Source organism: Mesorhizobium sp. B3-2-1 (assembly GCF_006439515.1).
Lineage (GTDB): Bacteria > Pseudomonadota > Alphaproteobacteria > Rhizobiales > Rhizobiaceae > Mesorhizobium.
The window spans coordinates 72280-97984 of record NZ_VFTI01000011.1 but is presented as its reverse complement, the minus strand read 5'-3'; the positions used below and the strand labels follow the sequence as shown (position 1 = coordinate 97984).

Below are 25705 nucleotides of genomic sequence, written 5' to 3'. Positions count from 1 at the left end.
CCAAAGCAATTCCAGGAAAAGTGTCGAGCGGTTTTCCGTCCGGAATTGCGTAAGAACAAATGCTTGGAGCGGCGTTGAGCCGCTCTAAGCGCGCAGCACGCCGCCCGTCTGCTTGCCGACATTGTCGACGATGCGCTTGGCCAGCGCCTCGAAATCCTCGTCGGTCAGCGTCTTCTCGATCGGCTGGATCGACACTTCGATGGCGATCGACTTCTTGCCTTCGCCCAGCGACACGCCTTCGAACACGTCGAAGACCGAGACAGCCGTGATCAGCTTCTTGTCGGCGGCAAGTGCGGCGCGTACCAGCGTGCCGGCCTCGACGGCTCTGTCGACGACGAAGGCGAAGTCACGCTTCACCGCCTGGAAGGCGGACAGCTCCAGCCTGGGCTTGGTTTTCGTCGGCTTGGCCTTCGGCTCGGGCACGGCGTCGACGAACACCTCGAAACCGCACAGCGGGCCGGAGACATCGAGCCCTTCCAGCGTCTTCGGATGGAACTCGCCGAACGTGCCGAGCACGGTCTTTGGACCGAGCTTGATCGTGCCGGAACGGCCGGGGTGATACCAGGCCGGTCCGCCGGCCTCGATCTGCAGCCGGTCGACCGGCGCGCCGCAGGCTTCGAGGGCGGCGATGGCGTCGGCCTTGGCGTCGAACACGCCGACCGGACCGGAATTGCCGGCCCAGTTGCGGCCGGAGCCGTCGAGCTTGGCCGTGCCGCGGCGCACGCCGGCGGCGACGCGCCGCTGCTGGTCGGCGCCATCGCCCTCATAAGTGCCCGACACCTCGAACAAGGCAACGTCGCCAATGCCTTTGTCGGCATTGCGCTGCGCGGCCGAAATCAGTCCCGGCAGCAGCGAGGACCGCATGTCGGACATGTCGGCGGCGATCGGGTTGGCGAGTTTCAGCGCCGTCTGGCCGCCGCCGAACAGTTCGGCGTGTTTGGCTGGAATGAACGACCAGGTGACAGCCTCCATCATGCCGCGCACGGCAAGCGAACGCTTGGCGGCACGGGTGCGGATCTGCAGTGTCGTCAGGATCTTGCCGTTGACCACGTCATGCGCGCCGAGCGGCTGCGGCGCGATATTGTCGACGCCATGGATGCGCATGACCTCCTCGACCAGGTCGGCCTTGCCGTCGATATCGGGGCGCCAGGAGGGCACGGTCACGTCGACGACGTGGCCCGATCCCTGCGCATGGAAGCCGAGACGCGACAGGATGTCGAGGCTCTCCGCCTTTGGCACCTCGATGCCGGTCAGCCGCTTCACTTCCGACAAGGGAAGGGAAACGATCCTCGGCTGATGCCCGGCATAGCCGGCCACCTCGGCCTCCGTCGGAGTGCCGCCGCAGAAGTCGATCACCAGCTTGGTCGCCAGCTCGATACCCGGCACCATGAATTCAGGATCGACACCACGCTCGAAGCGGTAGCGCGCATCGGTGATGATGCCGAGCGTGCGGCCGGTGCGGGCCGTAGTGATCGGGTCCCAAAGGGCGGATTCGATCAGCACGTCCGTCGTGTTCTCATCGCAGCCGGAATGCTCACCGCCGATGATGCCGGCAATGGATTCGACGCCATCGTCGTCGGCAATGACACACATCTCCGGCGTCAGCGTGTATTCGCGCCCGTCGAGCGCCTGCACTTTTTCGCCGTCCTTGGCGCGGCGCACCACGAGGTTGCCGGTGACCTTGGCGGCATCGAAGACATGCAATGGCCGCCCGCGATCGAAGGTGACGTAATTGGTGATGTCGACCAGCGCGCTGATCGGCCTGAGCCCAATGGCGATCAGCCGCTGCTGCAGCCATTTCGGCGAGGGGCCGTTCCTGACGCCCTTGATCAGCCTGAGTGCGAAGCCGGGGCAAAGTTCCGGTGCCACTATCGTCACCTTGACCGGACACATGCCGCTGCCGACATGCGGCATGATCGCGCCGCCGACGAGGCGGCCGAGGCCGCTCGCCGCCAAATCCCGGGCGATGCCATGGATACTGGTGGCATCGGGCCGGTTCGGCGTCAAATTGATCTCGATGACCGGATCGTCGAGATGCGCATAGGACGCAAAGCTGGTGCCGACCGGCGCATCCTCGGGCAGGTCGATGATGCCGTTATGCTCATCGGACAATTCCAGCTCGCGCTCGGAACACATCATGCCATGGCTTTCGACGCCCCTGATCTTGCCGACTGCCAAAGTGACGTCGATGCCGGGCACATAGGTGCCGGGCGCGGCGAAGGCGCCGATCAGGCCCTCGCGGGCGTTGGGCGCGCCACAGACGACCTGCACCGGCGGCTTGCCGTCACCGGTATCGACGGTCAGCACCCGCAGCCGGTCGGCGTCGGGATGCTGCACCGCCGTCAGCACCTTGGCGATGACGAAGGGTTTCAGGCCCGCCTTGTCATCGACATGCTCGACCTCGAGGCCGATCGACGTCAGCCGCTCGACGATCTCGGCCAGCGTGGCGTCGGTCTCGAGGTGGTCCTTGAGCCAGGAGAGGGTGAATTTCATTGGACGATTCCGTAATAGCGGGCAGCAGGAGTCTTCAGGACCGTCACGCGCTCAGGCCTCCGAACAGCGTCGGCATGTCGAGAGGCCTGAAGCCGTAATGCGACAGCCAGCGCACATCCGCGTCGAAGAAGGCGCGCAGGTCCGGCATGCCGTATTTCAGCATGGCGATGCGGTCGATGCCCATGCCCCAGGCAAAGCCCTGATATTCGTCGGGGTCGAGCCCGCCGGCGCGCAGCACATTGGGGTGCACCATGCCGCAGCCGAGGATCTCCATCCAGTCGGCGCCTTCGCCGAAGCGCACTTCGCCGGGTCTGGAGCGGTCGCACTGGATGTCCACCTCGAGGCTCGGCTCGGTGAACGGGAAGAAGGACGGCCGGAAGCGCATCTTGACCTGAGGCACTTCGAAGAAGGCCTTGCAGAACTCTTCCAGCACCCACTTCATGTTGGCGACGTTGGCCGACTTGTCGATCACCAGCCCCTCGACCTGATGGAACATCGGTGAATGGGTGGCGTCGGAATCCTGGCGATACGTCTTGCCCGGGATGACGATGCGGATCGGCGGCTTCTGCTTCTCCATGGTGCGGATCTGCACCGGCGAAGTGTGCGTGCGCAACAGTTTGCGCTCACCCTTCTCGTCCGGCTGGAAGAAGAAGGTGTCGTGCATCTCGCGCGCCGGGTGGCCTTCGGGAAAATTCAGCGCGGTGAAATTGTAGTAGTCGGTCTCGATGTCGGGACCTTCGGCGATGGCGAAGCCGAGATCGCCGAAGATCGCCGCGATCTCGTCGATGACCTGGCTGATCGGATGGATGCGGCCGCGCTCGGCCGGCGACTGCCGCACCGGCAGCGTCACGTCGACCTTCTCGGCGGCAAGCCGTGCGGCGATCGCCACGTCCTTCAGTTCCACCTTGCGCGCGGTCAGCGCATCGGTGACGCGGTTCTTAAGGCCGTTGATGGCAGGGCCCTTCACCTGACGCTCCTCGGCGCTCATCGCACCAAGCGTCTTCAGCATTTCGGAGACCGAGCCCTTCTTGCCAAGCGCGGAGACGCGCACCGCCTCGATAGACGCCTCGTCGGCGGCCGAGGCGATGTCGGCAAGCAGAGAGGCTTCCAGGGCTTCAAGATTTCCAGCAGTGGCGTTCACGGGGAAGCTTTCTTGATCGGGCGACCGACACCATTTCGGTTCGTTCGACACCATTTTGGTTACATCAGGGTCAAAAAAAGAACCCGCGCCAGCCGTGCCAGCGCGGGTTCCCCAAATCAAGTGTCGAAAGTGCTTGGGAAGCGCTGGGCTCGGAGCCCGATCCCGAAAAGTTGCAGACTTTTCGGAAAAGATCGCGCTCCTCGCTAATTTCCCTGGAGCATGATGTTGTCCAAAAAGTCAGAAACTTTTTGGCATCATGCTCTAGGCGACAGCGCTCTCAAAAGCATTCGGCGTGGTGTTCTTCAGATATTCGAGCGCGACCTTGGCCTTGGCGACGAGGGCGGCGAAAGCCTGCGGCTCGTGGATGGCCATGTCGGACAGGATCTTGCGATCGATCTCGATGCCGGCCTTGTTCAAACCGTCGATGAAGCGGCCATAGGTCAGGCCGTGCTCGTGGGTCGCGGCGTTGATGCGCTGGATCCACAGCGCGCGGAACGAGCGCTTGCGGTTCTTGCGGTCGCGGTAGGCGTACTGCAGCGACTTTTCCACCGCCTGCTTGGCGATGCGGATGGTGTTCTTGCGGCGGCCGTAGAAGCCTTTGGCGGCTTTCAGGACCTTCTTGTGCTTGGCGTGCGAGGTGACGCCTCTTTTTACGCGTGCCATGTCATGATCTCCTTAAAACTTAAAGGCCGTTCGGAAGAAAATTCTTGATGACCTTCTTGCCATCCGGTTCAGCCAGAACCATCGTGCCGCGGGCATTTCGAATGAACTTGTTGGAACGCTTGATCATGCCGTGACGCTTGCCGGCCGCAGCCGACAGGACTTTACCCGTACCTGTGATCTTGAACCGCTTCTTGGCGGCCGATTTGGTCTTCATCTTGGGCATTTTGCTACTCCGTATTGTTGGCGCACGATCGCGCTTCTTGTTCGCTCCGGGCCGACCAAAGCCCGAAAAGCAAATGAAACCGCCACGGCATGCCCTGCCGGGCGGTTTTCTTGGAACGGCGGTGCTATAGATCAAAGATGGCGCGGGCGCAACACCCGAAGCCGTGCGACGCACCGTCCCCGGTCAGGGCAGCCTGAACCACACCGGCAGTATACCCGATAGCTGAGCGCCGTCGATCAGCTCGAAAGCCGGCAGAGCGATCAGGAACACCAGCCCGTCGAGCAGCGTGGTCAAAAGCAGGCGCGGCTTGAAGCTGCCGGTGTCGCCTTCCTGGTAGAGCGAAAGCTTGGGGAAGAAGCGCGGCACGCGCGCCAGATAGTCGGCATACGGCGCGCCGAGCGCTTCCTTGAGGAATTTCTCCTCGCGCAGGATGACGATGTGGAAGGCGCCCGCGCACAGGACCGCGAAAAGGACGATGCCCGAGAACGAGCCGATCTGCGCGCCGACACCGGCGGCGGCCACGGTAGAGAACACATAGAGCGGGTTGCGGGTGATCGAATAGGGCCCGCCGGTCACCACCTCGGAGGATTTGCGTCCGCCTATGTAGAGCGTCGCCCAGAGGCGCCCGACGATGCCGAGGAAAATCAACAGCACGCCGAACATCTCGATCGATTCGTGCACCGGCGTGTCGGGCGGGAAGGTCGACTGGCCGAACAGCAGCGCCATAAACAGCACCACCACGAGCACGGCAAGCACCAGCCGGCGCATCTGCTGGTAGTTGCCCAGCCCGTGTTTGTATTCTGTGTCCAAGTTGGGATCCGATCGTCGAGGAGCTTAGCCGGCGATCGCAGCTTTAGCCAGGAATAGGCGTCCCGCCGGTCGTCGGGACGCCCTGTATCACAATTCAGGCGGATTTAGAGTGCGGCTGCCCGCCTAACCTTTTCGTGACCGTGCCGTGATCTCAGGCACTTCACGCCAACGCAGGCTTAGCGCGGCGCCAGCACCATCATCATCTGGCGGCCTTCGAGCTTCGGCTCGGCTTCCACCTTGGCGATGGTCGCCACCTCCTCGCGCACCTTGTTCAGAAGCTGCATGCCGAGTTCCATATGCGCCATCTCGCGGCCGCGGAAGCGCAGCGTCAGCTTGACCTTGTCGCCTTCCTCGAAGAAGCGGCGGACCGCCTTCATCTTGGTCTCATAGTCGTGGCTGTCGATGTTCGGGCGCATCTTGATCTCCTTGATCTCGATGACCTTCTGGTTCTTGCGCGCCTCGGCCGCCTTCTTCTGGTTGGCGTATTTCAATTTGCCGAGATCGAGGATTTTTACGACGGGCGGCACCGCGTTGGGCGATATTTCGACCAGATCGAGCCCGGCCTCTTCGGCGAGCAGCAATGCGTCGTTGATGGAAACATCGCCACGGTTCTGGCCTTCGGCGTCGATAAGCTGGACCCGGGGAACCCGGATATCACGGTTGGAGCGCGGCCCATCCTTGGTCGGCGCCGCTGCTTTGAAAGGTCTGCGAATGGTCGTGGTCTCCTTGGCCGTTTCGTTCGGGGTTCGTACAAATCTGTGTGTGGACGCGCCAATGTGGGAAGCGCGCGGCGCAAGTCAATAGCACAGCGTTCTCAAGAAATCACCTGATCACGAGCCTGTGCCAAGCAAAGAAACATCGCGAGCACTTTCCGCCTTGCCTTTGGCCGTGCCAAAAGCGAGGCGTGAAAAAAATCAGGACCGCCCCACAGCCATGACCGCCGCTCCGACCTTTCTCGATGTTGATGGATCCGATATCGCCGTGCGCCACGCGGGCGGCTCGACGCCCGGCATCGTCTGGCTCGGCGGCTACAAGTCGGATATGCTGGGCACGAAGGCCGAGACGCTGTCGGACTGGGCGGCACGGGAAGGCCGTGCCTTCCTGCGGCACGACTACTCTGGCCATGGCGAATCCGGCGGCGCCTTCGCCGAAGGTACGATTTCGACCTGGCTCGCGCAAAGCCTTGCGGTTTTCCGGCACTTCGCCAAGGGCGATCAGGTCCTGGTCGGTTCGTCGATGGGTGCCTGGATCGCGCTGCGCATGGTGCAGGAGTTGCGCAAGGCGGGCGACGCAAGCGTCGTCGGCATGGTGCTGCTGGCGCCGGCGCCCGATTTCACCAGTGAATTGGTCGAGCCGGCGCTGACCAAGGCGCAGAAGCGCGAGCTCGCCAAAAAGGGCTACTTCGCGGAGCCGTCGGACTATTCCGGGGAGCCTTACATTTATACCCGCGCCCTGATCGAGGATGGGCGGGAAAACCGGGTGATGACCGGGCCGATCGACACGCATTGCCCGGTTCACATCTTGCAGGGGCTGGCCGATGCGGACGTGCCGTCGAGCCACGCCTTGAGGCTGGTCAGCCTGCTGCCGGCCGACGATGTCACGCTGTCGCTGATTCCTGACGGCGACCATCGCCTGTCGCGGCCGCAAGACCTCGACATGCTGGTGCGGGCCGTCGGCGACATGGCCGGACGGGGCAAATGACGGTGCGTCTTTCCATCCCGGTCTCCGCCTTCGTCGCGGCCATCGTCGGCTTTGGCGGCACGCTGGCCATCGTCATCGCCGCCGCCAAGGCGGTCGGCGCGACGCAGGTCGAGACGGCGAGCGGTGTGACGGCGATCTGTCTGGCTATGACGGCCGAGTGCCTGTGGCTGTCATGGCGCACGAAAATGCCTGTCATCACCGCTTGGTCGACGCCCGGCCTGGCGCTGGTCGCCGCCTCGAGCGGCTTTTCGATGGGCGAGGCCGTCGGCGCCTATATCGTCACCGGTATCCTGCTGGTCGCGACCGGCCTGTTCGGGCCGCTGACCCGGCTGATATCGAGAATACCGGCTTCGGTCGCTTCCGGCATGCTGGCCGGCATCGTCGTCACCTTCGCCATCAACGCCATGAAGGCCATCCCGGCGGACCCTTGGCTCATCCTGCCGCTGATCGCGGCATTCTTTGTCATCCGGCTGTTCAATCCGGCGCTGTCGGTACTGGCGGTGCTGGTCGGCGGCGGCCTTGCCGCCTTCCTGACAGGCCGCGTCGGCGGCTTGCCCGCGCCCGAACTGTCGACACTGACGTTCATTGCTCCGCATTTCACAGCCAAGGCGATCATCGGTCTCGCACTGCCGCTCTATCTCGTCACCATGGCCTCGCAGAACCTTTCCGGCCTCGCCGTGCTGCGCGCCGCGGGGTACCATCCCGAGCCCGGCCCGCTGATCGGCATCACCGGCCTGTTTTCGCTCCTGTCGGCGCCGTTTGGGGCCGGAACCACCAATCTGGCGGCGATCTCGGCGGCCATCTGCACCGGGCCTGACGTCCATCCCGATCCGGCTGAACGCTGGAAGACCGGCCCGTTCTATGCACTTGCCTATCTGATCTTCGCGATTTTCGGAGCTTCGCTGGTGGCGATCTTCGCCGTCCTGCCGCAGAGCCTGATCGTGCTGGTGGCGGGTCTCGCGCTGATGGCCTCGCTTGCCAACGCGCTGGCGATCGCGCTCAAGGATGAGGGCGACCGCATGGCCGCCACCGTCACCTTCGTCGTCACCGCCTCCGGGCTGACGCTGTTCGGCGTCGGTGCGGCTTTTTGGGGCCTGATCGCCGGCTTGGCCGTTCTTTCCCTCGATATGCTCAAAAAGCGACAATCATTTCAGAAGCTTGTCCGGTTTTGGCCGACATTGTCTTGAATCGCCGTTTTCGCCTTCCCATTTCGATTCCACGCAGCCGGTTCTGGCTGTCTCCAACCGAAGGAATGGGAGAAAATGAACACATCTGCATTGATCCGCCCGGCTTGGACGCCGGCGACCATCGCGTTGATGGTGATCGGCTTCATGGTGTTCTGGCCGCTCGGCTTCGCCATGCTCGCCTACATCATATGGGGCGACCGGCTCGAGGGCTTCAAGCGTGACGTCAACCGCGCGACCGACGGCATCTTCGCCGGCTGCCGCCGTGGTTCCGACAAGGCCGCGCGCTGGGGCCACGGCTCGGCCCGCACCGGCAACGTCGCTTTCGACGACTGGCGCGAAAAGGAGCTTGAACGCCTGAACGAAGAGCGCCGCAAGCTCGACGAGATGCTGACCCAGTTCGACGAGTATGCCCGCGAATTGCGCCGCGCCAAGGACCAGGACGAATTCGACCGGTTCATGGCCAACCGCAACAAGTCGACCGCTCCGACCAAGACCGATCCGAGCACCGGAACGACCCCCACCAAGCGTGGCAAAGGCTCGAATCTGCTCGACGACTGAGGCCTAGCGACAAGCCAAGGTAGGATGACGGCGTCGCGTGAGCGGCGCCGTTTCTTTTTTGTTCTATTCGTTTTCCTCGAATCGCGTATCGTCCTGCCATGACCATCGGGTTCTTCCGCAATCTGACGAAGCCCAAACCCACGCCTGCCGTGGAGCGGGAATACTGTGTCGCCGGCCGCACCCTGCCGCTCAAGATCGTCGAGAGCGCCAGGGCAAAGCGCCTGACGCTGCGCATCGATTCCGGCGGTCAAGGCCTGCGCATCACCGTGCCGCCGGGCCTGCGCCGCGGCGAGGTGGACAGGTTCCTCGACCGCCACCAAGACTGGCTGGAGCAGCGGCTGGCCAAGGTGCCGACACGGCCGCAGGTCCGACCCGGCATCAAGATTCCGGTACGCGGCGTGGCCCACCGCATCGTGCACGAACCGTCAAAGCGCGGCACCGTCACCATATCGCGCGACGAGCGCGGCCCGCTGCTGATCGTGCATGGCGAGCGCATCCATCTGCCGCGCCGCATCGCCGATTTCTTGAAGCGCGAGGCCAAGAAGGAGATCGAGAAGCTGGTCGTCAGACACACCGAGGCGCTCGGCAAGCGCGCCAAGGCGATCCGCTACAAGGACACGTCCAGCCGCTGGGGCTCCTGCACCTCCGAAGGCAATCTCTCCTTTTCCTGGCGCATCATGATGGCGCCGCAGCCGGTCATCAACTACCTCGTCGCGCATGAGGTGGCGCATCTCAAGGAGATGAACCACGGGCCGAAATTCTGGAAATTGTGCGAAAAACTCTGCCCCGACACCGACCGCTGCAAGGATTGGCTGAAGCGCAATGGCGGAGCGCTGCAGGCGATCGTGTTCGAGTAGGCCGCTAGTCGTCATTCGCCGCGTTGAGCTCCTCTGGCCGCAATCCCTCTTCGCCATGATGAGGCCAGGGCAGAAAGTTCCGGTCGAAGGCGTCGCCGCCGAAATAATCCAGCGCCCGATGCGCTTCGGCGCCGTTGAAGGCGGCCTTGTCCATCAGATGCGCGATGACCTCGCGCGCTTGCGCTATCTTCTGCTTCAGTTCGGCAACGGTCTGGTCGGCCATGATCTTTCTCCCGCCTGGCATGCTATCCCTCAATAGGTAGCGTCTTTCGCCTTGCCGGCAAACAGCATGCTTTTTCTCGACTCTTGGCGCTTTTCGTGCCAATTCCCGCGCCATGGCGCTCGACATCAAGATCTGCGGCTTGAGAACCGACCAGGCAATGGCGGCGGCCCTTGCCGGCGGCGCCAGCCATGTCGGTTTCATTTTCTTTCCGAAAAGCCCGCGCTATGTCGAGCCCGTCGAAGCCGGCCGCCTGCGCGAAGCGGCGCGTGGCAAGGCCCTGGCGGTTGCCGTCACCGTGGATGCGAAGGACGCCTTCCTCGATGAAATCGTGGAAAAGATGCAGCCCGACATGCTGCAACTGCACGGCTCCGAAACCCCCGAGCGAGTGGCCGAACTGAAAGCCCGCCATGGGCTGCCGGTGATGAAGGCGTTGCCGCTCAGCGAGGCCGCCGATCTCGACCGGATCAGGCCGTTCATCGGAGTTGCCGATCGCTTCCTGTTCGACGCCAAGCCGCCGAGGGGCTCCGAGCTGCCGGGCGGCAATGGCGTCACCTTCGACTGGCGCATTCTCGCCGGCCTTGACGCCGGGATCGATTACATGCTTTCCGGTGGGCTCAACGCCGCCAACATCGGCGATGCCTTTCGGCTTGCCAATCCGCCCGCAATAGACATTTCGTCGGGCGTGGAAAGCGCGCCGGGCATCAAGGACCCGGCGCTGATCGAACAGTTTTTCCGGGCCGTCAGGGCCGCGCGGGGCGACCGCGCCGCCTGAACAGTATTTTCGAACCAGGAGATCGGCGATGAACAAGCCGGCGACACCCAATTCCTTCCGCACCGGGCCAGACGAACAGGGCATGTTCGGCATTTTCGGTGGTCGTTTCGTAGCCGAAACGCTGATGCCGCTGATCCTCGACCTGGAGAAAAACTGGAACGAGGTCAAGAACGATCCGGATTTCAGGGCTGAGCTGACCGGTCTGTCGACCCACTATGCCGGGCGGCCCTCGAAGCTCTATTTCGCCGAAGGCCTGACCAGACATCTTCGTGACGTTTCCTCGGCGAAAGGCCTCGGGGGCGGCGCGAAAGTCTATTTCAAGCGCGAGGATTTGAACCACACCGGCTCGCACAAGATCAACAATTGCCTCGGCCAGATCCTGCTGGCCAAGCGCATGGGCAAGAAGCGCATCATCGCCGAGACCGGCGCCGGCCAGCATGGCGTGGCGTCGGCGACCGTCGCCGCCCGCTTCGGCTTTCCCTGCGTCGTCTATATGGGCGCGACCGACGTTGCCCGGCAAAGCCCCAACGTCTTCCGCATGAAGCTGCTGGGCGCCGAAGTGCGGCCCGTCACTGCTGGCCACGGCACGCTGAAGGACGCCATGAACGAAGCCCTTCGTGATTGGGTGACCAATGTCGAGGACACCTATTATCTGATCGGCACCGCCGCCGGTCCGCACCCCTATCCGGAGCTGGTGCGCGACTTCCAGTCGGTGATCGGTACCGAGGCCCGCGCGCAGATCCTCGAACAGGAGGGACGGCTGCCCGACACCATCATCGCCGCCGTCGGCGGCGGGTCCAATGCGATCGGCATCTTCCATCCCTTCCTCGATGACAAAGAGGTTCGCATCATCGGCATCGAAGCGGGCGGACGCGGCCTCGACGGCATCGAGCATTGCGCCTCGATGAACGCTGGATCCCCCGGCGTGCTGCACGGCAACCGCACCTATCTCCTGCAGAACGCCGACGGCCAGATCATGGACGGCCATTCGATCTCGGCCGGCCTCGATTATCCCGGCGTCGGCCCGGAGCATTCGTGGCTGCGCGATTCGGGCCGTGTCGAATATGTGCCTATCCTCGACGACGAGGCGCTCGAAGCCTTCAAGCTGACGACGCGCGTCGAAGGCATCATCCCGGCGCTGGAATCGGCGCACGCCATCGCTCATGCGGTCAAGATCGTACCCGCCATGGACAAGGACCAGATCGTCATCGTCAACCTGTCCGGCCGTGGCGACAAGGACGTGCACACGGTGGCCTCGATGCTGGGCATGGAGATCTGATCATGACAACCCGCATCGACCGCCGCATGGCGAAGCTGAAGAACGAAGGCCGCCCGGCGCTCGTCACCTATTTCATGGGTGGCGACCCCGACTATGAAACCTCGCTGTCGATCATGAAGGCACTGCCAAGAGCCGGCTCAGACATCATCGAGCTCGGCATGCCGTTTTCCGACCCGATGGCCGACGGCCCGGCGATTCAGGCCGCCGGCCTCAGGGCGCTGAAAGGCGGGCAGACGCTGGTCAAGACGCTGAAGATGGCCTCGGACTTCCGCGCCGGCGACGATGAAACGCCGATCGTGCTGATGGGCTACTACAATCCGATCTACATCTACGGGGTCGACCGTTTCCTGAAGGACGCGATCGCCAGCGGCATCGATGGGCTGATCGTCGTCGACCTGCCGCCGGAGATGGACGAGGAACTCTGCATCCCGGCGCTCAAGGCCGGCATCAACTTTATCCGCCTGGCGACGCCGACCACCGACGACAAGCGCCTGCCCAAGGTGCTGCAGAACACGTCCGGCTTCGTCTACTACGTGTCGATGACCGGTATCACCGGCTCGGCGCTTGCCGACACCGGCAAGGTCGCCACGGCGGTCCAGCGCATCAAGGGTCACACCAATCTGCCGGTCTGCGTCGGCTTCGGTGTCAAGACCGCCGAACAGGCGCGCGTCATCGGCGCCAACGCCGACGGCGTGGTCGTCGGCACGGCGATCGTCAATGCGGTCGCCAATGTGCTGGGTCCGAAGGGCGAAAAGACCGCTGATCCGGCCGAGGCGGTCGCCACGCTGGTCAGCGGCCTTGCGCAAGGCGTGCGCTCGGCCCGCCTTGCTGCCGCCGAATAGTCTTCCTAAGTCTTTACCCAACTCTTCGTCAGGACAGGAGCCGAAGCGATGAACTGGATCACCAATTACGTTCGCCCGAAGATCAATTCGATGCTCGGCCGGCGGACCGACATGCCCGAAAATCTCTGGATCAAGGATCCCGAGACCGGCGAGATGGTGTTCCACAAGGACCTGGAATCCAACCAGTTCGTCATCCCGTCGTCCGGTCACCACATGAAGATCTCAGCCAAGGAGCGGCTGAAATTCTTCTTCGACGACGGCAAGTACGAGACCCTGGACAATCCCAAGGTTATGCAGGATCCACTGAAGTTCCGCGACGAGAAACGCTATGTCGACCGGCTGAAGGACGCCAAGGCCAAGACCGGCCTGGAAGACGCCATCATCAATGCGCTGGGCACCGTCGAGGGCCTGCCGGTGGTGGTGACGGTGCAGGATTTCGCTTTCATGGGCGGTTCGCTCGGCATGGCGGCGGGTGATGCGATCGTGCATGGCTTCGAGGTCGCCTTGCAGCGCAAGCGGCCTCTGATCCTGTTCGCCGCTTCCGGCGGCGCCCGCATGCAGGAAGGTATTTTGTCCCTCATGCAATTGCCGCGCACCACGGTCGGCGTCGACCGGCTGAAGGAAGCCGGCCTTCCCTATATCGTCGTGCTGACCAACCCGACCACCGGCGGCGTCACCGCCTCCTATGCCATGTTGGGCGACGTGCACATCGCCGAGCCGGGCGCGCTGATCGGTTTTGCCGGTCCGCGCGTCATCGAGCAGACCATCCGCGAGAAATTGCCCGACGGCTTCCAGCGCTCCGAATATCTGATGGAGCACGGCATGGTGGATATGGTGGTGTCCAGGCTGGAAATGCGCCAGACGATCGCGCGGCTCCTGAAAATGCTGCTCAAGATGCCGGAGGAGCAAAAGCCGCTGGAACCGGAAATCCTGCCGCCGGCCGTGGTTGCTGCCGAAGCCCGGCCGCAGGCTTGACGCTGCAACGGCCCGACGCGAGACTGGCCTGACGCGACATTGGCCGCCGCGAACAGCGATTGCACAGCATCCGTGGCGCGCTGTAGCCTTTTTGATAGCCGTGGTCATTGCGGGAGCGATTCTGGCTCTCGGGCCATGCGCCGGGATTGTGCCATGACGACGCTTGCCGCCGACCGCGAAATCGAAGCCCTGATGGCGCTTCACCCGAAAGGCTTCGACCTTTCGCTCGACCGCATCACGCGGCTGTTGGAGCGGCTCGGCAATCCGCAGGACCTGCTGCCGCCGGTCATCCACATCGCCGGCACCAACGGCAAGGGTTCCTGCGCCGCCTTCTCGCGGGCACTGCTGGAAGCTTCCGGCCGGCTCGTCCATGTCCACACCTCGCCGCATCTGGTCAACTGGCATGAGCGCTACAGGCTTGCCGCCGAGGGCGGCGGCAGGCTGGTCGACGACGACATCTTCGCCGAGGCCATTGCCCGCGTCGCCAAGGCCAATGCAGGCCAGAAGATCACCGTCTTCGAGATACTCACCGCCGTCACCTTCATCCTGTTTTCGGAACATCCGGCCGATGCCGCCATCATCGAGGTCGGTCTTGGCGGCCGCTTCGACGCCACCAATGTCATCGCGCGGCCGGCCGTGTCGGTGATCATGCCGGTGTCGATGGACCACGAGGCCTATCTCGGCGACCGTGTCGAGCTGATCGCCGCCGAAAAGGCCGGCATCATGAAACGCGGCTGCCCGGTGGTGATCGGCGCGCAGGAAAGCGAGACGGCGCTGCAGGCGCTGATCGACACCGCCGAGCGGCTGGAATGCCCGACCCTCGTCTATGGCCAGGATTTTCTCGCTTTCGAGGAAAACGGACGCATGGTCTACCAGGACGATGATGGTCTGATGGACCTGCCGTCGCCGCGCCTGCCCGGTCGCCACCAGTTCGCCAATGCGGCCGCCGCGATCGCCGCGGTCAAGGCCGCCGGCTTCGAGATCAGCCACCGCGCCGCCGAGAAGGCGATGACCAACGTCGCCTGGCCCGGCCGCATGCAGAAGCTGGTGCAGGGCCGGCTGGCGGAACTGGGGCCGAAAGGCGCCGATATCTGGCTCGACGGCGGCCACAATCCGGGTGCCGGCGTGGTCGTCGCCGAAGCGCTGGCCGAGCAGGAAGAAAAGAACCCGCGCCCGCTCTTCCTCATCTCGGGCATGATCAACACCAAGGACCAGAGTGGCTATTTCCGCGCCTTCAAGGGCTTGGTCAAGCATGTCTACACGGTGCCAGTGAGCCAGAGCGACGCCGGCGTGCCGAGCGACGAACTGGCCATCCGCGCCACGGAAGCCGGGCTGACGGCCGAGCCGGTAAGCTCCGTCGCCAGCGCCCTGATGCTGCTGCGCGATACCTGGGACGGCCCGACGCCGCGCATCCTGATCGGCGGGTCGCTTTATCTCGCAGGCGCGGTCCTGGCGGAGAACGGCACGCCGCCGACCTGAGGCGTCCTACTTAGACACCTGTTGCAGAATTCTGCCCTACCTCGCCTTTTTGACCGAAAGACCCAAGTGGCCGTTCAAAAATCCCACGGCGAGATCAGGTCAAGGCTGGTAGCGGCAAAGTCGTTGAGATTGCGTGTTGCAAGCCGTCCTCCGTTCACGCGTGCTATTGCCGCGATCATGCCATCGGGAGCTGACATGCCGCAGCCTTGGCGCGTCGCGAACCCCATGATCTCGCCATAAGCCAAGGCAGCTTCTTCCGTCAGCCCAAAGATCCGGTCGGCAAATCGATGGCGCCATTGGGAAAGGCCCCGCTCCAGCCGATCGGCGCGCTCATCAGGCCTAATTTTTTGAATGCCGAAGGCGATCTCAGCGATCGCCACCGTGGGAAGGGCCAGTTCAGCATCATTCCGGACAAGCCACGTCAGGACGGCTGCATCCGGCGCCTTCCTTAGGGTCTCCGAAATCACATTGGTATCGACGAAAATCAAAGCTCAGGGCCTGGATGGACGTGGCGGCCTTCGCGGATAATCTTCTCCAGGTCGATGTCTGTGCCACTGGTTGACGCAAGTCGAGCATAGAAGGCGGATGCGGGCTCGCGCCCCGCTTCACGAATCTCGTAGGATTCGAGCGCACGTTCGACCACATCGGCTATCGAACGATTTTCGCGACGAGCAAGTCTATGGGCTAGGTCGCGCGCTTTTGCACTGCGGACTGACAGCTGTGGTTCGGCCATTCCAAACTCCCGTTCGACAAGGGAAATATATGTCGGTTTTGGCCTGCCATCAAGATGGCAATTGATGGCGCGCCATCTAACGGTTACTTCAGCTCGATCTCGATAAAAGCGTACTCGCCCTCATTGGCGCTGATGACGTCGTGTTCGACACCCTCCTTGCGGAAATAAGGGGAACCTTTCTTCATCTCGGCGAAGGTTTCGCCGTCCTTGGTCACCAGCTTCAGCTTGCCGTCCATCAGCGGCACGACGACATAGTCGTGGCCGTGGCGATGCCAGCCGGTATTGTCGCCCGGCTGGAAGCGGTATTCGGTGACGATGACGCGCTCATTGTCGATGAAGACTGTGGCCTTGGCGGATCCGGTCATTTCTCTCTCCTGCTTCTGCTGCCAACAGAGGACATGGAGTGCCCCGATGTGAGGGCCAGAGCGGCGCACCGATGACGCCAACAAAAAGCCCGGCGCGATTGGCCGGGCTCAAGGCTTCGAATTCAGATGGGATCAGGCGAGATTGCCGTTGACCCAGTGCGACAGCGCGGTCTTGGGCGCGGCGCCAACCTTGATGTCGGCCACTTCGCCGCCCTTGAAGATCATCAGCGTCGGGATCGAGCGCACGCCAAACTGGGCGGCAAGCTCGGGATTCTCGTCGATGTTCAGCTTGGCGATCTTGACCTTGGCGCCGAGTTCGGTGGCGATGTCCTCAAGCGCCGGTGCGATCATCTTGCAGGGGCCGCACCACTCCGCCCAGAAATCAACCACGACCGGCACCTGGGCATTGAGCACATCGGCCTGGAAATTGTTCTTGTCGACCTTGACGGTGGTCATGCGGAAATCCTTTCGAAATTTTTCGTCGCACCAAATGTGGTGGTTGTCGCGCCCTTCTTCAAGCAGTTCTTGTGTCACGCTCCCGTGAGTCGGGCAAGGGCGTCGTCCATGGCCCGGGCCGGCAGTTCGATCAGCCTTGGCGCTTCGGTGAACAGCAGGGCCGCCTTGACCTCCCGCCCGGGATAGAGCGGCTGCAGCAGGGCGCGATAGAGCGCGAGTTGGAGCAGGTAGGCCGGTGGGACTTCGGCCAGGGAAGCAGGTGCGGGCCTGTTGGTCTTGTAGTCGACGATCGAAACCCTATCCGCTGTCACCGCCAGGCGGTCGATCTTGCCGGAGATGGAGCGGATTTTGCCCTTGACCTCGAGGCTGCCCATGATCGCGACCTCGGCACGTGACGATGGCCCGAACAGTTGACCGAGGCCGGGCTCGGCTAGGACGGCCATCACCGATGCCAGCGCCTTTTCGCGCTCGGCTGGCGGCCACGCCGCACCCGTTCGCGAGAGGTAACGCCCTGCCGCACCTTGGCGGTCGCTCTCGGCAATGCCGGGCAACATCTGCAGCAGTTTGTGCAAGGCGAGCCCGCGCAGGACGGCAAACCCCGGCTCGGCATCGGCGTCCAGCACCGGCGAGGCCTTGTCGACAACCGCTTCCTTGCCTTCCTCGATCAGCGCCGAGGCGCCCGACGGCGACAATGGGCGCGGCAAATCCTCGAAAGGCGGCAAGGGCCGGAACAGGGTCGCCGGCAACGGCCCGAACGCATCGGCCTGCCGTGCCTGCTCGCCCGGGGCTGGCGCAACCGGCGGCAGTTTGGTGACGTGAAAACGGTAGACAGGCTCGCCACCGGCTGGATGCGGACGCTGTTCGCTTTCGGGCGCGCCGCTCAGCGCTCGGCTGACGATCGAATGCCAGGTGCCGGTGTTCGGCGTTCGCTTGCCGTGATAGCCGCAGACGATAAGCCGGTCCTCGGCACGCGTCATGCCGACATAGAGAAGCCGGCGGTACTCGTCGTCGGCGAGTTCACGTGCCCTCGCGGCTGCCGTTTTCGAGAAGCCATTGGCGACGTCGCTGGCCGAACGCCAGAGATAGCCCTTGCCGTCCCAATGTCGGCCAGAGCCGTCGAAGGGCATCAGGCGCGGCAAATGCTGGTCGCTGAACGGAGCGGAACCGCCGTCGACCAGAAAGACCACCGGCGCCTCCAGGCCCTTGGCGGCGTGCACGGTCATGACCCGGACCTCGTCGCGGGTCTGGTCCATCTCGCGCTTGATCTCGGGGCCGGCGTTTTCCAGCGTCGACAGGAAGGCTTCCAGCCCGGGCAGGCCGGTCCGCTCCTCGGCAAGGCAGAAGCTCAGGAACTCGTCGAGAATATCGCCGGCTTCCGGCCCGAGCCGCGCGATCATCTTGCGGCGCACGCCATCGCGCGCCAGCAGGGCGGCATAGAATTCGAACACCGGCTTGAAGGCGGCCTCGCCAGCCCAGGCGTCGAGTTGCGCGACGATCGCCGCTAGCGCTTCGCTTTCGCCGGCATGCTGGCGCAGCGACGCCGCCAGCGACAGGCCTGGCGGCCTTTGCGCGGCAAGCGTGAACAGCCTCTCCTCCGGCAGGTCGAAGATCGGGCTGCGCAGCAGGGCGGCGAGCGACAAGTCGTCCTGCGGCTGGATCAGCAGATGGCCGAGCGCGATCAGGTCTTTGACCGCGATATGGCCGGGCAGGCTCAGCCGGTCGGCGCCGGCGACCGGAATGTCGCGGCGCTTGAGCGCGCGGGTCAGTGCGTGGACGAAGCTGTCGCGCTTGCGCACCAGCACCAGCACGTCTCCCGGCCGCAGCCGCTTGCCACGGCCCTCGATGATTTCGCCCTTCCCGATCCAGCCTGCAATGGTGGCCGCGACATTCTCGGCGACGCGCACCGCCGGCGCATGGGCATGGTCGATGGCTTGCGCCCAGTCGTCGGGCTCGTCGACGGCCTCGGCGCCGATCGATGGCCAGACCTCGACATAGCCCGGCGCATCGCTGCGGATCGCCTTGTGGTTCAGCGGATCGGGGTCGTGGCTGATGCCGCGCCGCACGATCGGATCGGCGAAGACACGGTCGACGGCGGCCAGTACATCGTCCGTGGAGCGGAACGACCAGGTCAGCTTGAGGTCGGCGAAGGACGCCTCGGCGTCGCGCACCCGCCCGGCGAACAGCAACCGGCTGTCGGCGAAGGAGTCGGGTGCCGCACCCTGGAAAGAATAGATCGACTGCTTCTCGTCACCGACGGCAAAGACCGTTCGGTGGATCCGGTCGCGTGCGCCGAAGCCGGCAAAGAATTCTTCCGCCAGCCGCTTCACCACCTCCCATTGATCCGGGCTGGTGTCCTGCGCCTCGTCGAGCAGGATGTGATCGATGCCCTGGTCGAGCTTGTACTGAACCCAAGGGCCGGCATCGGGCCGCGCCAAAAGATTCACGGTGCGGGTGATCAGGTCGTTGAAGTCGAGAAAGCCTCGGCTGCGCTTCAGCACTTCGTAGCGTGCGATCAGCCAGTCGGCGATGGTCAGTGCCGCGCGTGTGCCCTCCAGCATCCGGAACAGCGCCACCCGGTCGACGGTCTCCATGATGGCGCTGGCCGCCGACAGATAGCGCTCGGCCAGATCCGGCAGCCGGTCGGTCAGCGCCTTCTTGAAGGCCTTTGCCGGATCATAGGGATCGCCATCGGTCTTGAGGAAGGCTCTTGCCAGAAATTGAAGCCGTCGAACGGGATCGCTCTCGGCGAAAGCCTGACGCGCATAGGGCAGGATGTTGTTCAGCACCGATCTGGCGTCGGTGGCTTCGGCTGCCTGGGCAAAGCCGGCAAAATAGTCCGGCAGGAAGCCGGGCAGCGGCCATGCAGATGCCGCTATGTCTTCGACGGTCTGGCCGGGGCGGAAATGGAATTCATCGAACAGGGGCTGGAAGCCGTCACGCCCGACGGCATCGAGGAAATGGCGCAACCCGTCGCGCTTGCGTACGATCTCGCCAAGCAAGGCGTCGAGCCCGGCCTCGCCGCCGCGTTCCAGCACAGTGGCGAAGGCCTCGGCCAAATTCCTGTCGCCGGCGGCAGAAATCATCTCGCGGCGCGCGGCGGCAAAAAGCGAGGCTTCCATCTGGCTGTCGAGCATTTCGAAATGGGCGGGGATGTTGGCTTCCAGCGGGAACTGATGCAGCACGGATTCGCAGAAGGCGTGGATGGTCTGGATCTTCAGCCCCCCAGGCGTCTCCAGTGCCTCGGCGAAAAGGCGGCGGGCTCTGCGCATGGTCTCGCGATCGGGCCGGCGGCCCTCCAACGCCTCGACTTTGGACGCCAGGTCGGCGTCGCTGAGCGTCGTCCATTCCGACAGCGTCGAAAAAACCCGGTTCGACATGTTGGCGGCCGCGGCGCGCGTATAGGTCAGGCACAATATCTTTGATGGATCGGTGCCATTGAGCAGCAGCCGGATGACACGCTGGGCAAGAACATGGGTCTTGCCCGATCCCGCATTGGCCGACACCCAGGCGGAATTGCCGGGATCGGCGGCGCGAGCCTGGCTCGAAGCCGTATCGGTCGGGATCGAATAGGCTTTCTTCATGCCTCTCCTCCCTCATCCCCGGCGTCTCCGCCGGCGGACCATTCGAGCACGCGGGCGAGATGGTCGTAGTCGCCATCGGTTTCGCCTTCGCGAAACGGCAGCGCGCGCGACAGATAGCCGGTCGCCGGATCGGTATAATGGATCAGCAGTTTTTCCAGCCGCGCCCAGGCCTCTTCGGCGAGATCGGCCGCGGTGCGTGGCTGGCGATTGTGTTCGAGTATGGACTCCTCGAACACCTCGCCATTCGGCTTCAGCCGCACGAACGCCAGTTGCGACGGCTCGCGCGCACCCAGATCCTTGAACGCGCCGCGCCTCAGCAGCGCGCCTTCCAGCGCCAGCTGCGGCGCCAGCAGCGTATGCGCCTGCGCCTTGGAAGGCGAGGAACCGGTCTTGTAGTCCAGAATGTCGGCCATGCCGCCGGCCAGCAGATCGACACGGTCGGCATAGCCGGACAGCGTCACGCCGGACTGGCCGACGACGGTCTTGCCCGCCCGTTCCTCGGCGTGGCGCCGCATCACCGCGTCGGCGCGCGTGCGCTCCCATTCGATGATGTTGGCGGCGAGCTTTTCGAAACGCGGCCACCACACCGCCTCGACATCGGCCGGAAGCGCCGCCTCGGCAAAACAGGCGCGGCCGGCGGCGATGAGCCCGGCCAGCGCATCCGGCGCGCGCGGGTCGGCCACCTCGGACGAGAAGAGATGCAGGATGGCATGAAACAGCGTGCCGCGCTCGGCGGCACCGGGATCGCGGATGAGCGGATCGAGCGGCATCAGCCCGAGGACCCTTCGGGCATAGATGGCGTAGGGATCGCGGCGCAGCGTCTCGATCTCGGTGACCGAGAAATGGCCCGGCCGCATCGGCAATGGCGGCTTCGGCTGCGGCCGTGCCGCGAAATCCCGCTTCGGCCCGGTATCGAGCGCGCGCGCCCAGGCAAGCAATTCATCGCCGCGCCGGCGGAGCACCGCCGCATGGTCGTTGCCGATGAAGGTGAGCAGCCGCTGCAACCATCTCGACGGCACGGCGGGTGCGTCGCCGGCACGTGCCGAGCGCGCCAGCACCACGTGTCTCGCGCCCATGGCCATCTGGAAATCATGCGCTGCTAGACCGATGCGCCGCTCCGGCGGTTCGAGATCGATACCGGTCTTCATCAGCCGCGACATGAAGCGGTCGCTCTCCGGCTTGCGCGGCCAGACCCCTTCGTTGAGCCCGCCGATGACCAGCGTATCGACGTCCTGTAGCCGCGCTTCCAGCGCGCCCCAGATGGCGATGTTCCTGTCGGTGCCTTGCGCCGGCTTGACGGTCTCGGGCGCGATCAGCGCCTCCATCACATCGGGCCATTCGATTGCCGCGAACGACAGCGGCGCCGAAGCCGCGACCAGCCCGCGCAGCAGTCCGGCGAGCTTTTCGCCGGCATCGCCGGCGTAGAGTTCGCCAAGACCGCCATCGACGGACCGGCCGAGATTCTCAAGGGCAACGACACTGGCTTCGACCAGCGCGGCAAGGCCGGCTTCCGCCTGGCCGCGAAAGGCCGAAAGCGGCGTTAGCGCTTCAGTCAGGCGTCCGAGAAGGGTCCGCGCGGCTTCGACGGAGCGCACGGTCAGCCGGGCAAGCCAGAAGGGCGGCCGGCTGTCATTGCCGAAGCCGGTGAGGCGAGCCTCGAAAAGATCCGGCAGCGAAGTGATATCGGGGCGGCCGGTGCCGCCGCGCAGCGCCACCAGCTCGACCAGTTCCGCCGCGTGGCGCACATCGGCGCGTTCCAGGCCAAGGCCAAGCAGGGGATGCTTGAGCAGCGACAACAGGCCGACCGGATCGCCCGGCCGGAACACCGCTTCAAGCGCCAGCCTGAGCAGGCTGGCGGCCGGGGTGTTGGAAAGCGGCGTGCCGCCGGAATCGTCTGCAACGACGCCGAAGCGCTTGAGTTCGACGCTGACGCGGCGTGCCAGCGCGCGGTCGCCGGTGACGAGAGCCGCTCTCTGGCCTGGTTCTTCCACTGCCTGCTTGAGCGCGACGGCGATCACGACGGCCTCGTCGCGCTCGCTTGCCGCTTCGAGCAGCGTCACGTCGGCGAAGGCGCCGGCAATATCGGACGCCGAAAACCCGTTTCGCGTCTCGGCCCACAATTCGGTGGTCTCGGCCGGCCGCAGCGCCTCGCCGACAAGGGCGGCGCGGAGCGCAAGCTTCGGCTCGGCCGCGCCGATCTCCTCGACATCGCCGCGCAGCACGCCGATCTTGCCGATCAGCTTCGCCAGGCCGTATTGCGGATGGCCAAGCACGGCTGGACGCGCGCCGGGTGCGACGAGCGCCTGGAAGGAGGCTTCGTCCAGCATCTGGTCGAGCCCGGGCAGCACGATGGCGCCGCCGGAGAGGCCGGCAATGGTCGCAAGCAGCTCCGCCGTGGCGGGGATGGAGCCGGTGGACCCCGCCGCTATGACCGGCCCGGCAGGCGGATTGCGCCGCAGCCGCGCCGCTTCGGCACGGATCAGGGCGCTGCGATGCGCGGCCGGGTTGGAGCGGTCGCTCTCTTCTAGGAATTTCGGCCAGGCATCGGTGACGATGCCGAGGAATTCGAGCGTCACTTGCCACCATCCGGCAAGGTTCCCGCTCACCAGGCCGGCGAGTTTGGCCCAATCGGTGCCTTCCGTCTCGATCTCGTCCATCAGCCCGGCCAGATCGCGCGCCAGCCAGATCGCGTCGGCGGTGGAGGCCGGGACGACGATCTCCTCGGCGAAGAGGGCCGCGACATGGGCGGGCAACCGGCGTTTCCACGCTCGCACCAGCGGCGTCAGCAGCAACAGCCGCTCGGTGGCGGCGATCGGTGGCGCCAGATCGATTGCCGCGGTTGGCTCGGCATCGAATGCGGCCTCGTCCTCGTCGAATTCGCCGAGCGGGCGGATCACCGGCAGGATCGCCGAACCGCCGCCGCCACGCGCCTTCAGGCTGTCGACGAAGACGCCGCGCAAGGCCCGTGCGGCGCGGCGCGTCGGCACATAGATGGTGACATCGGCCAGCGCGAGCGGGTCGCCATCGAAACGAAACCCGGGGACAAGGCGGCCGTCAAGCAGCGCCTCGGCCAGCGTCGGCAGAAACGGCGCTCCGGAGGGGATGGAGAAAACGCGGCTCGAGCCGCTCATTGCAATCCGATGAGTGCGCCGGCCACCGCGTCTTCGGCGAGCGGAATGGCCTCGGGCGTGCCGACGGTGATCCAGTGGCCATGCATCTGCATGCCGTACAGGCGGCCGGCGGCAATCGCCTTGTCGAAATAGGCGTTGAGCGAATGCGGTTCGGCGGATGCATCCTTGAACAGGCGTGGATGGATGATCGCGGCGCCGGCATAGATCAGGCCCGCGGGATCACCCTTCGAACGCCGCAGGGCGCCATCCGGCGCCACCAGGAAATCGGTGCTGCCAGAGTGTCCTGTCGCCTGATGGAGATCCGCCAGCATCAGCAGAATATCCATTTTCGCGGCGTCCCATGCAAGGGCGAGCCGCCCGAGATTGAGCGGGCCGTGGTCGATCCAGAATGTATCGGCGTTGAGGATGTAGAACGGCTCCTGGCCGAGCTCCGGCAGCGCCTTGACGATGCCGCCGGCCGAATCGAGCAGCCGTTCGCTCTCATCGGAAATGACGATGCGCGGCGCGCGGCGCGCGGCGACATGGGCGACGATCTGTTCGGGAAGGTAATGGACATTGACCACCGCCTTGTCGACGCCGGCCGCGGCCAGGCTGTCGAGGCCCCAGTCGAGCAGCGTCTTGCCGGCGATGCGGACCAGCGGCTTGGGGATGGTGTCGGTGATCGGCCGCATGCGCTTGCCGAGGCCGGCGGCAAGAACGATGGCGGTGTCCGGTCTCGTCGTCACAGCGCTCGTTCCTCCAGCAGCCCGTGTGCGCTGTAGAAGTCCCGCAGGTCGGCGAGCGCAGGGTGCGACAGCGCCCGCCTGAGATAGTCGCGGATGCGCGGCAGGTGCCTGAGATAATAGGGCTTGCCGTCACGTTTTTCGAGGCGCACGAAAATGCCCAGAATCTTGGAATTGCGTTGTGCGGCCATGATTGCATAGGCTTCGAGGAAGCCTGCTTCATCGAAGTCGCCCGCTGCATGACGCGCGGCGACATAGGCATCGAGCGTCCGCTTCTCGATCTCGGGTACCATGGTGACGCGCGCGTCCATGGCCAGCGAGGCGACGTCATAGGCGGCGGGCCCGATCAGCGCGTCCTGGACGTCGACGATGCCGAGCCGGCCGAGGCCGGACCGCTCGCCGCGCCAGATGATGTTGGGCGAGTGGAAGTCGCGCAGCATCAGCGTGTATTCGCTGCTCTTGAGCCGGTCGAGAAGCGCGTTCCATGTCCTGTGGTAGCCGGACCGCAGCACGTCGGTCGCCGGGCCGCCCGATATCGCCGGAACGTACCAGTCGATCAGCAGGTCCGCCTCGATCAGCATGGCGTCACGGTCGAAGGGCGGCACCTCATGGACGACGCCTTGAGCCGCTTCCATCCGGTGCGGCCAGGTCTTGCCGTGCATCATGGCAAGCAGTTCGGCTGCCGCCTCGTAACGTTCGGCAACCGGCTCACCATTGCCGTCGAGGAAGCCTTCCGAGCCCAGGTGCTCGAGCAGCAGGAAACCCCGGTCGAGATCCTGTGCGTCGATCCTGGGCACCGCGACCCCGGCGGCCAGCAGCGCACGGTCGATGGCGACGAAGGCGGACACCGACTGCGCGGTGTGGGCGATCACGGCATAGGGTTTGCCGTCGCGCACGGGAGGGCCGAGCACCAGCCGCGGCGAGTTCATCAGCACGCGGGGCGCCTCGCCGGCAAGCGAGACGATCTCGTACGAACGGGCCGAGGCGTCGCCGATGAAATGCCGGCGCTGCGCTTGCCCCCATCCGGCGCTATCGAGGAAGTCGCGCATGGCCAGCGAGCGCGCGACACGGTCGAAGGTCGCGCCATGCCCCGACAGTCGGGCCAGCCGTCCCCCGCCATGCTGGACCAGTTCGATCAGCACCGTCGTCTTGGGCAGATAGCCGTCAGCCCGTTCCGGCCATTCGACCAGGGCGGCACCTTGCGCCAGCGCCTCCTCGAAGCCGAGTTCGTCCAGTTCGGCCGCCGACGACAGGCGGTAGAGATCGAAATGATGGACCGGGATGCGCGTGTCGTAGCTCTGCACCAGCGTGAAGGTCGGGCTCGGCACTTCGAGACCGGCATCGTCGGCCAGCGTCCGGATGAGTGCTCTTGCCAGCGTCGACTTGCCTGCGCCGAGATCGCCCTTGAGCGCCAGCACGTCGCCCACGCGCAGCGCCAGCGCCAGGTCCTCGCCCAGCCGCGCTGTCTGGGTCTCGTCGGCGAGCAAACGCTCCAGCACCGGTTCCGTCATCGA

Annotated in this window: 24 protein-coding genes; 9 read left to right on the top strand and 15 right to left on the bottom strand. The window is 64.7% G+C overall.

Features of this window, described 5'->3' with window-relative positions; genetic code table 11:
* Window positions 1-84 precede the first annotated feature (84 nt).
* From pheT to infC, 6 genes are all read right to left on the bottom strand, one after another.
* On the bottom strand, window positions 85-2493 hold the full coding sequence (gene pheT / locus FJW08_RS13790) for a phenylalanine--tRNA ligase subunit beta (protein ID WP_140811023.1): 2409 nt from the start codon (window positions 2491-2493) through the stop codon (window positions 85-87).
* Between the two features lie 43 nt (window positions 2494-2536).
* Complete coding sequence (pheS, locus tag FJW08_RS13785) at window positions 2537-3634, bottom strand: phenylalanine--tRNA ligase subunit alpha (protein ID WP_140811022.1); 1098 nt, start codon at window positions 3632-3634, stop codon at window positions 2537-2539.
* Between the two features lie 261 nt (window positions 3635-3895).
* Window positions 3896-4297 (bottom strand): 50S ribosomal protein L20, encoded by a 402-nt coding sequence (rplT, locus tag FJW08_RS13780; protein ID WP_006201247.1) that lies wholly within the window; start codon window positions 4295-4297, stop codon window positions 3896-3898.
* Window positions 4298-4316: 19 nt separating this feature from the next.
* Window positions 4317-4520, bottom strand: a complete 204-nt coding sequence (gene rpmI / locus FJW08_RS13775; RefSeq protein ID WP_006201248.1) for a 50S ribosomal protein L35 — start codon at window positions 4518-4520, stop codon at window positions 4317-4319.
* Between the two features lie 183 nt (window positions 4521-4703).
* Window positions 4704-5330, bottom strand: a complete 627-nt coding sequence (locus tag FJW08_RS13770) for an isoprenylcysteine carboxylmethyltransferase family protein (protein ID WP_140811021.1) — start codon at window positions 5328-5330, stop codon at window positions 4704-4706.
* 176 nt (window positions 5331-5506) lie between these two features.
* On the bottom strand, window positions 5507-6043 hold the full coding sequence (gene infC, locus FJW08_RS13765; protein ID WP_010912915.1) for a translation initiation factor IF-3: 537 nt from the start codon (window positions 6041-6043) through the stop codon (window positions 5507-5509).
* Window positions 6044-6263: 220 nt separating this feature from the next.
* Between infC and FJW08_RS13760 the strand changes: the two genes are divergently transcribed.
* The 4 genes from FJW08_RS13760 to FJW08_RS13745 all read left to right on the top strand — a co-directional run bounded on the left by FJW08_RS13760 (window position 6264) and on the right by FJW08_RS13745 (window position 9633).
* Window positions 6264-7031: an alpha/beta hydrolase gene (locus tag FJW08_RS13760; protein ID WP_140811020.1), complete on the top strand. Its 768-nt coding sequence runs from the start codon at window positions 6264-6266 to the stop codon at window positions 7029-7031.
* Complete coding sequence (locus FJW08_RS13755; RefSeq protein ID WP_181182916.1) at window positions 7028-8218, top strand: benzoate/H(+) symporter BenE family transporter; 1191 nt, start codon at window positions 7028-7030, stop codon at window positions 8216-8218. Before FJW08_RS13760 ends, FJW08_RS13755 begins: the two co-directional genes overlap by 4 nt.
* A gap of 75 nt (window positions 8219-8293) precedes the next feature.
* The gene (locus tag FJW08_RS13750; RefSeq protein ID WP_140757254.1) at window positions 8294-8776 is read left to right on the top strand and encodes a DUF2852 domain-containing protein; all 483 of its coding nucleotides are present in this window, start codon (window positions 8294-8296) and stop codon (window positions 8774-8776) included.
* Window positions 8777-8874: 98 nt separating this feature from the next.
* Window positions 8875-9633, top strand: coding sequence for a M48 family metallopeptidase (locus tag FJW08_RS13745; protein WP_140811019.1), 759 nt, complete (start codon window positions 8875-8877; stop codon window positions 9631-9633).
* A 4-nt stretch (window positions 9634-9637) separates the two neighbouring features.
* On the opposite strand, the gene FJW08_RS13740 is transcribed toward FJW08_RS13745, so the two are convergent.
* A complete protein-coding gene (locus tag FJW08_RS13740; RefSeq protein WP_140506871.1) occupies window positions 9638-9856 on the bottom strand; it encodes a hypothetical protein in 219 nt (72 codons plus the stop codon).
* A 112-nt stretch (window positions 9857-9968) separates the two neighbouring features.
* Between FJW08_RS13740 and FJW08_RS13735 the strand changes: the two genes are divergently transcribed.
* The 5 genes from FJW08_RS13735 to FJW08_RS13715 all read left to right on the top strand — a co-directional run bounded on the left by FJW08_RS13735 (window position 9969) and on the right by FJW08_RS13715 (window position 15203).
* Window positions 9969-10628 (top strand): phosphoribosylanthranilate isomerase, encoded by a 660-nt coding sequence (locus tag FJW08_RS13735; protein WP_140811017.1) that lies wholly within the window; start codon window positions 9969-9971, stop codon window positions 10626-10628.
* Window positions 10629-10656: 28 nt separating this feature from the next.
* The gene (gene trpB / locus FJW08_RS13730) at window positions 10657-11907 is read left to right on the top strand and encodes a tryptophan synthase subunit beta (RefSeq protein ID WP_140811016.1); all 1251 of its coding nucleotides are present in this window, start codon (window positions 10657-10659) and stop codon (window positions 11905-11907) included.
* Window positions 11908-11909: 2 nt separating this feature from the next.
* Window positions 11910-12749, top strand: a complete 840-nt coding sequence (gene trpA / locus FJW08_RS13725; protein ID WP_140811015.1) for a tryptophan synthase subunit alpha — start codon at window positions 11910-11912, stop codon at window positions 12747-12749.
* 48 nt (window positions 12750-12797) lie between these two features.
* Window positions 12798-13724 carry an acetyl-CoA carboxylase, carboxyltransferase subunit beta gene (accD, locus tag FJW08_RS13720; RefSeq protein WP_140757244.1) on the top strand — a complete coding sequence of 309 codons (927 nt, stop codon included), beginning with the start codon at window positions 12798-12800 and terminating at the stop codon, window positions 13722-13724.
* A gap of 153 nt (window positions 13725-13877) precedes the next feature.
* Window positions 13878-15203, top strand: a complete 1326-nt coding sequence (locus FJW08_RS13715) for a folylpolyglutamate synthase/dihydrofolate synthase family protein (protein ID WP_140811014.1) — start codon at window positions 13878-13880, stop codon at window positions 15201-15203.
* A gap of 74 nt (window positions 15204-15277) precedes the next feature.
* Here the strand turns inward: FJW08_RS13715 and FJW08_RS13710 are convergent, their stop codons facing one another.
* The 8 genes from FJW08_RS13710 to tsaE form a co-directional block, all read right to left on the bottom strand.
* Window positions 15278-15691 carry a type II toxin-antitoxin system VapC family toxin gene (locus FJW08_RS13710; protein WP_140811013.1) on the bottom strand — a complete coding sequence of 138 codons (414 nt, stop codon included), beginning with the start codon at window positions 15689-15691 and terminating at the stop codon, window positions 15278-15280.
* Window positions 15688-15936, bottom strand: coding sequence for a type II toxin-antitoxin system VapB family antitoxin (locus FJW08_RS13705; RefSeq protein ID WP_140811011.1), 249 nt, complete (start codon window positions 15934-15936; stop codon window positions 15688-15690). The genes FJW08_RS13710 and FJW08_RS13705 overlap by 4 nt, the downstream gene beginning before the upstream one ends.
* A gap of 83 nt (window positions 15937-16019) precedes the next feature.
* On the bottom strand, window positions 16020-16301 hold the full coding sequence (locus FJW08_RS13700) for a cupin domain-containing protein (protein WP_140506860.1): 282 nt from the start codon (window positions 16299-16301) through the stop codon (window positions 16020-16022).
* Between the two features lie 132 nt (window positions 16302-16433).
* The gene (gene trxA, locus FJW08_RS13695) at window positions 16434-16757 is read right to left on the bottom strand and encodes a thioredoxin (protein ID WP_015314366.1); all 324 of its coding nucleotides are present in this window, start codon (window positions 16755-16757) and stop codon (window positions 16434-16436) included.
* A gap of 74 nt (window positions 16758-16831) precedes the next feature.
* The gene (addA, locus tag FJW08_RS13690; protein WP_140811010.1) at window positions 16832-20338 is read right to left on the bottom strand and encodes a double-strand break repair helicase AddA; all 3507 of its coding nucleotides are present in this window, start codon (window positions 20336-20338) and stop codon (window positions 16832-16834) included.
* Window positions 20335-23469 (bottom strand): double-strand break repair protein AddB, encoded by a 3135-nt coding sequence (gene addB / locus FJW08_RS13685; RefSeq protein ID WP_140811009.1) that lies wholly within the window; start codon window positions 23467-23469, stop codon window positions 20335-20337. Before addB ends, addA begins: the two co-directional genes overlap by 4 nt.
* Window positions 23466-24194 (bottom strand): nucleotidyltransferase family protein, encoded by a 729-nt coding sequence (locus FJW08_RS13680; RefSeq protein ID WP_140811008.1) that lies wholly within the window; start codon window positions 24192-24194, stop codon window positions 23466-23468. Before FJW08_RS13680 ends, addB begins: the two co-directional genes overlap by 4 nt.
* On the bottom strand, window positions 24191-25702 hold the full coding sequence (gene tsaE / locus FJW08_RS13675) for a tRNA (adenosine(37)-N6)-threonylcarbamoyltransferase complex ATPase subunit type 1 TsaE (protein WP_140811007.1): 1512 nt from the start codon (window positions 25700-25702) through the stop codon (window positions 24191-24193). The genes FJW08_RS13680 and tsaE overlap by 4 nt, the downstream gene beginning before the upstream one ends.
* Between the last annotated feature and the right edge of the window lie 3 nt (window positions 25703-25705).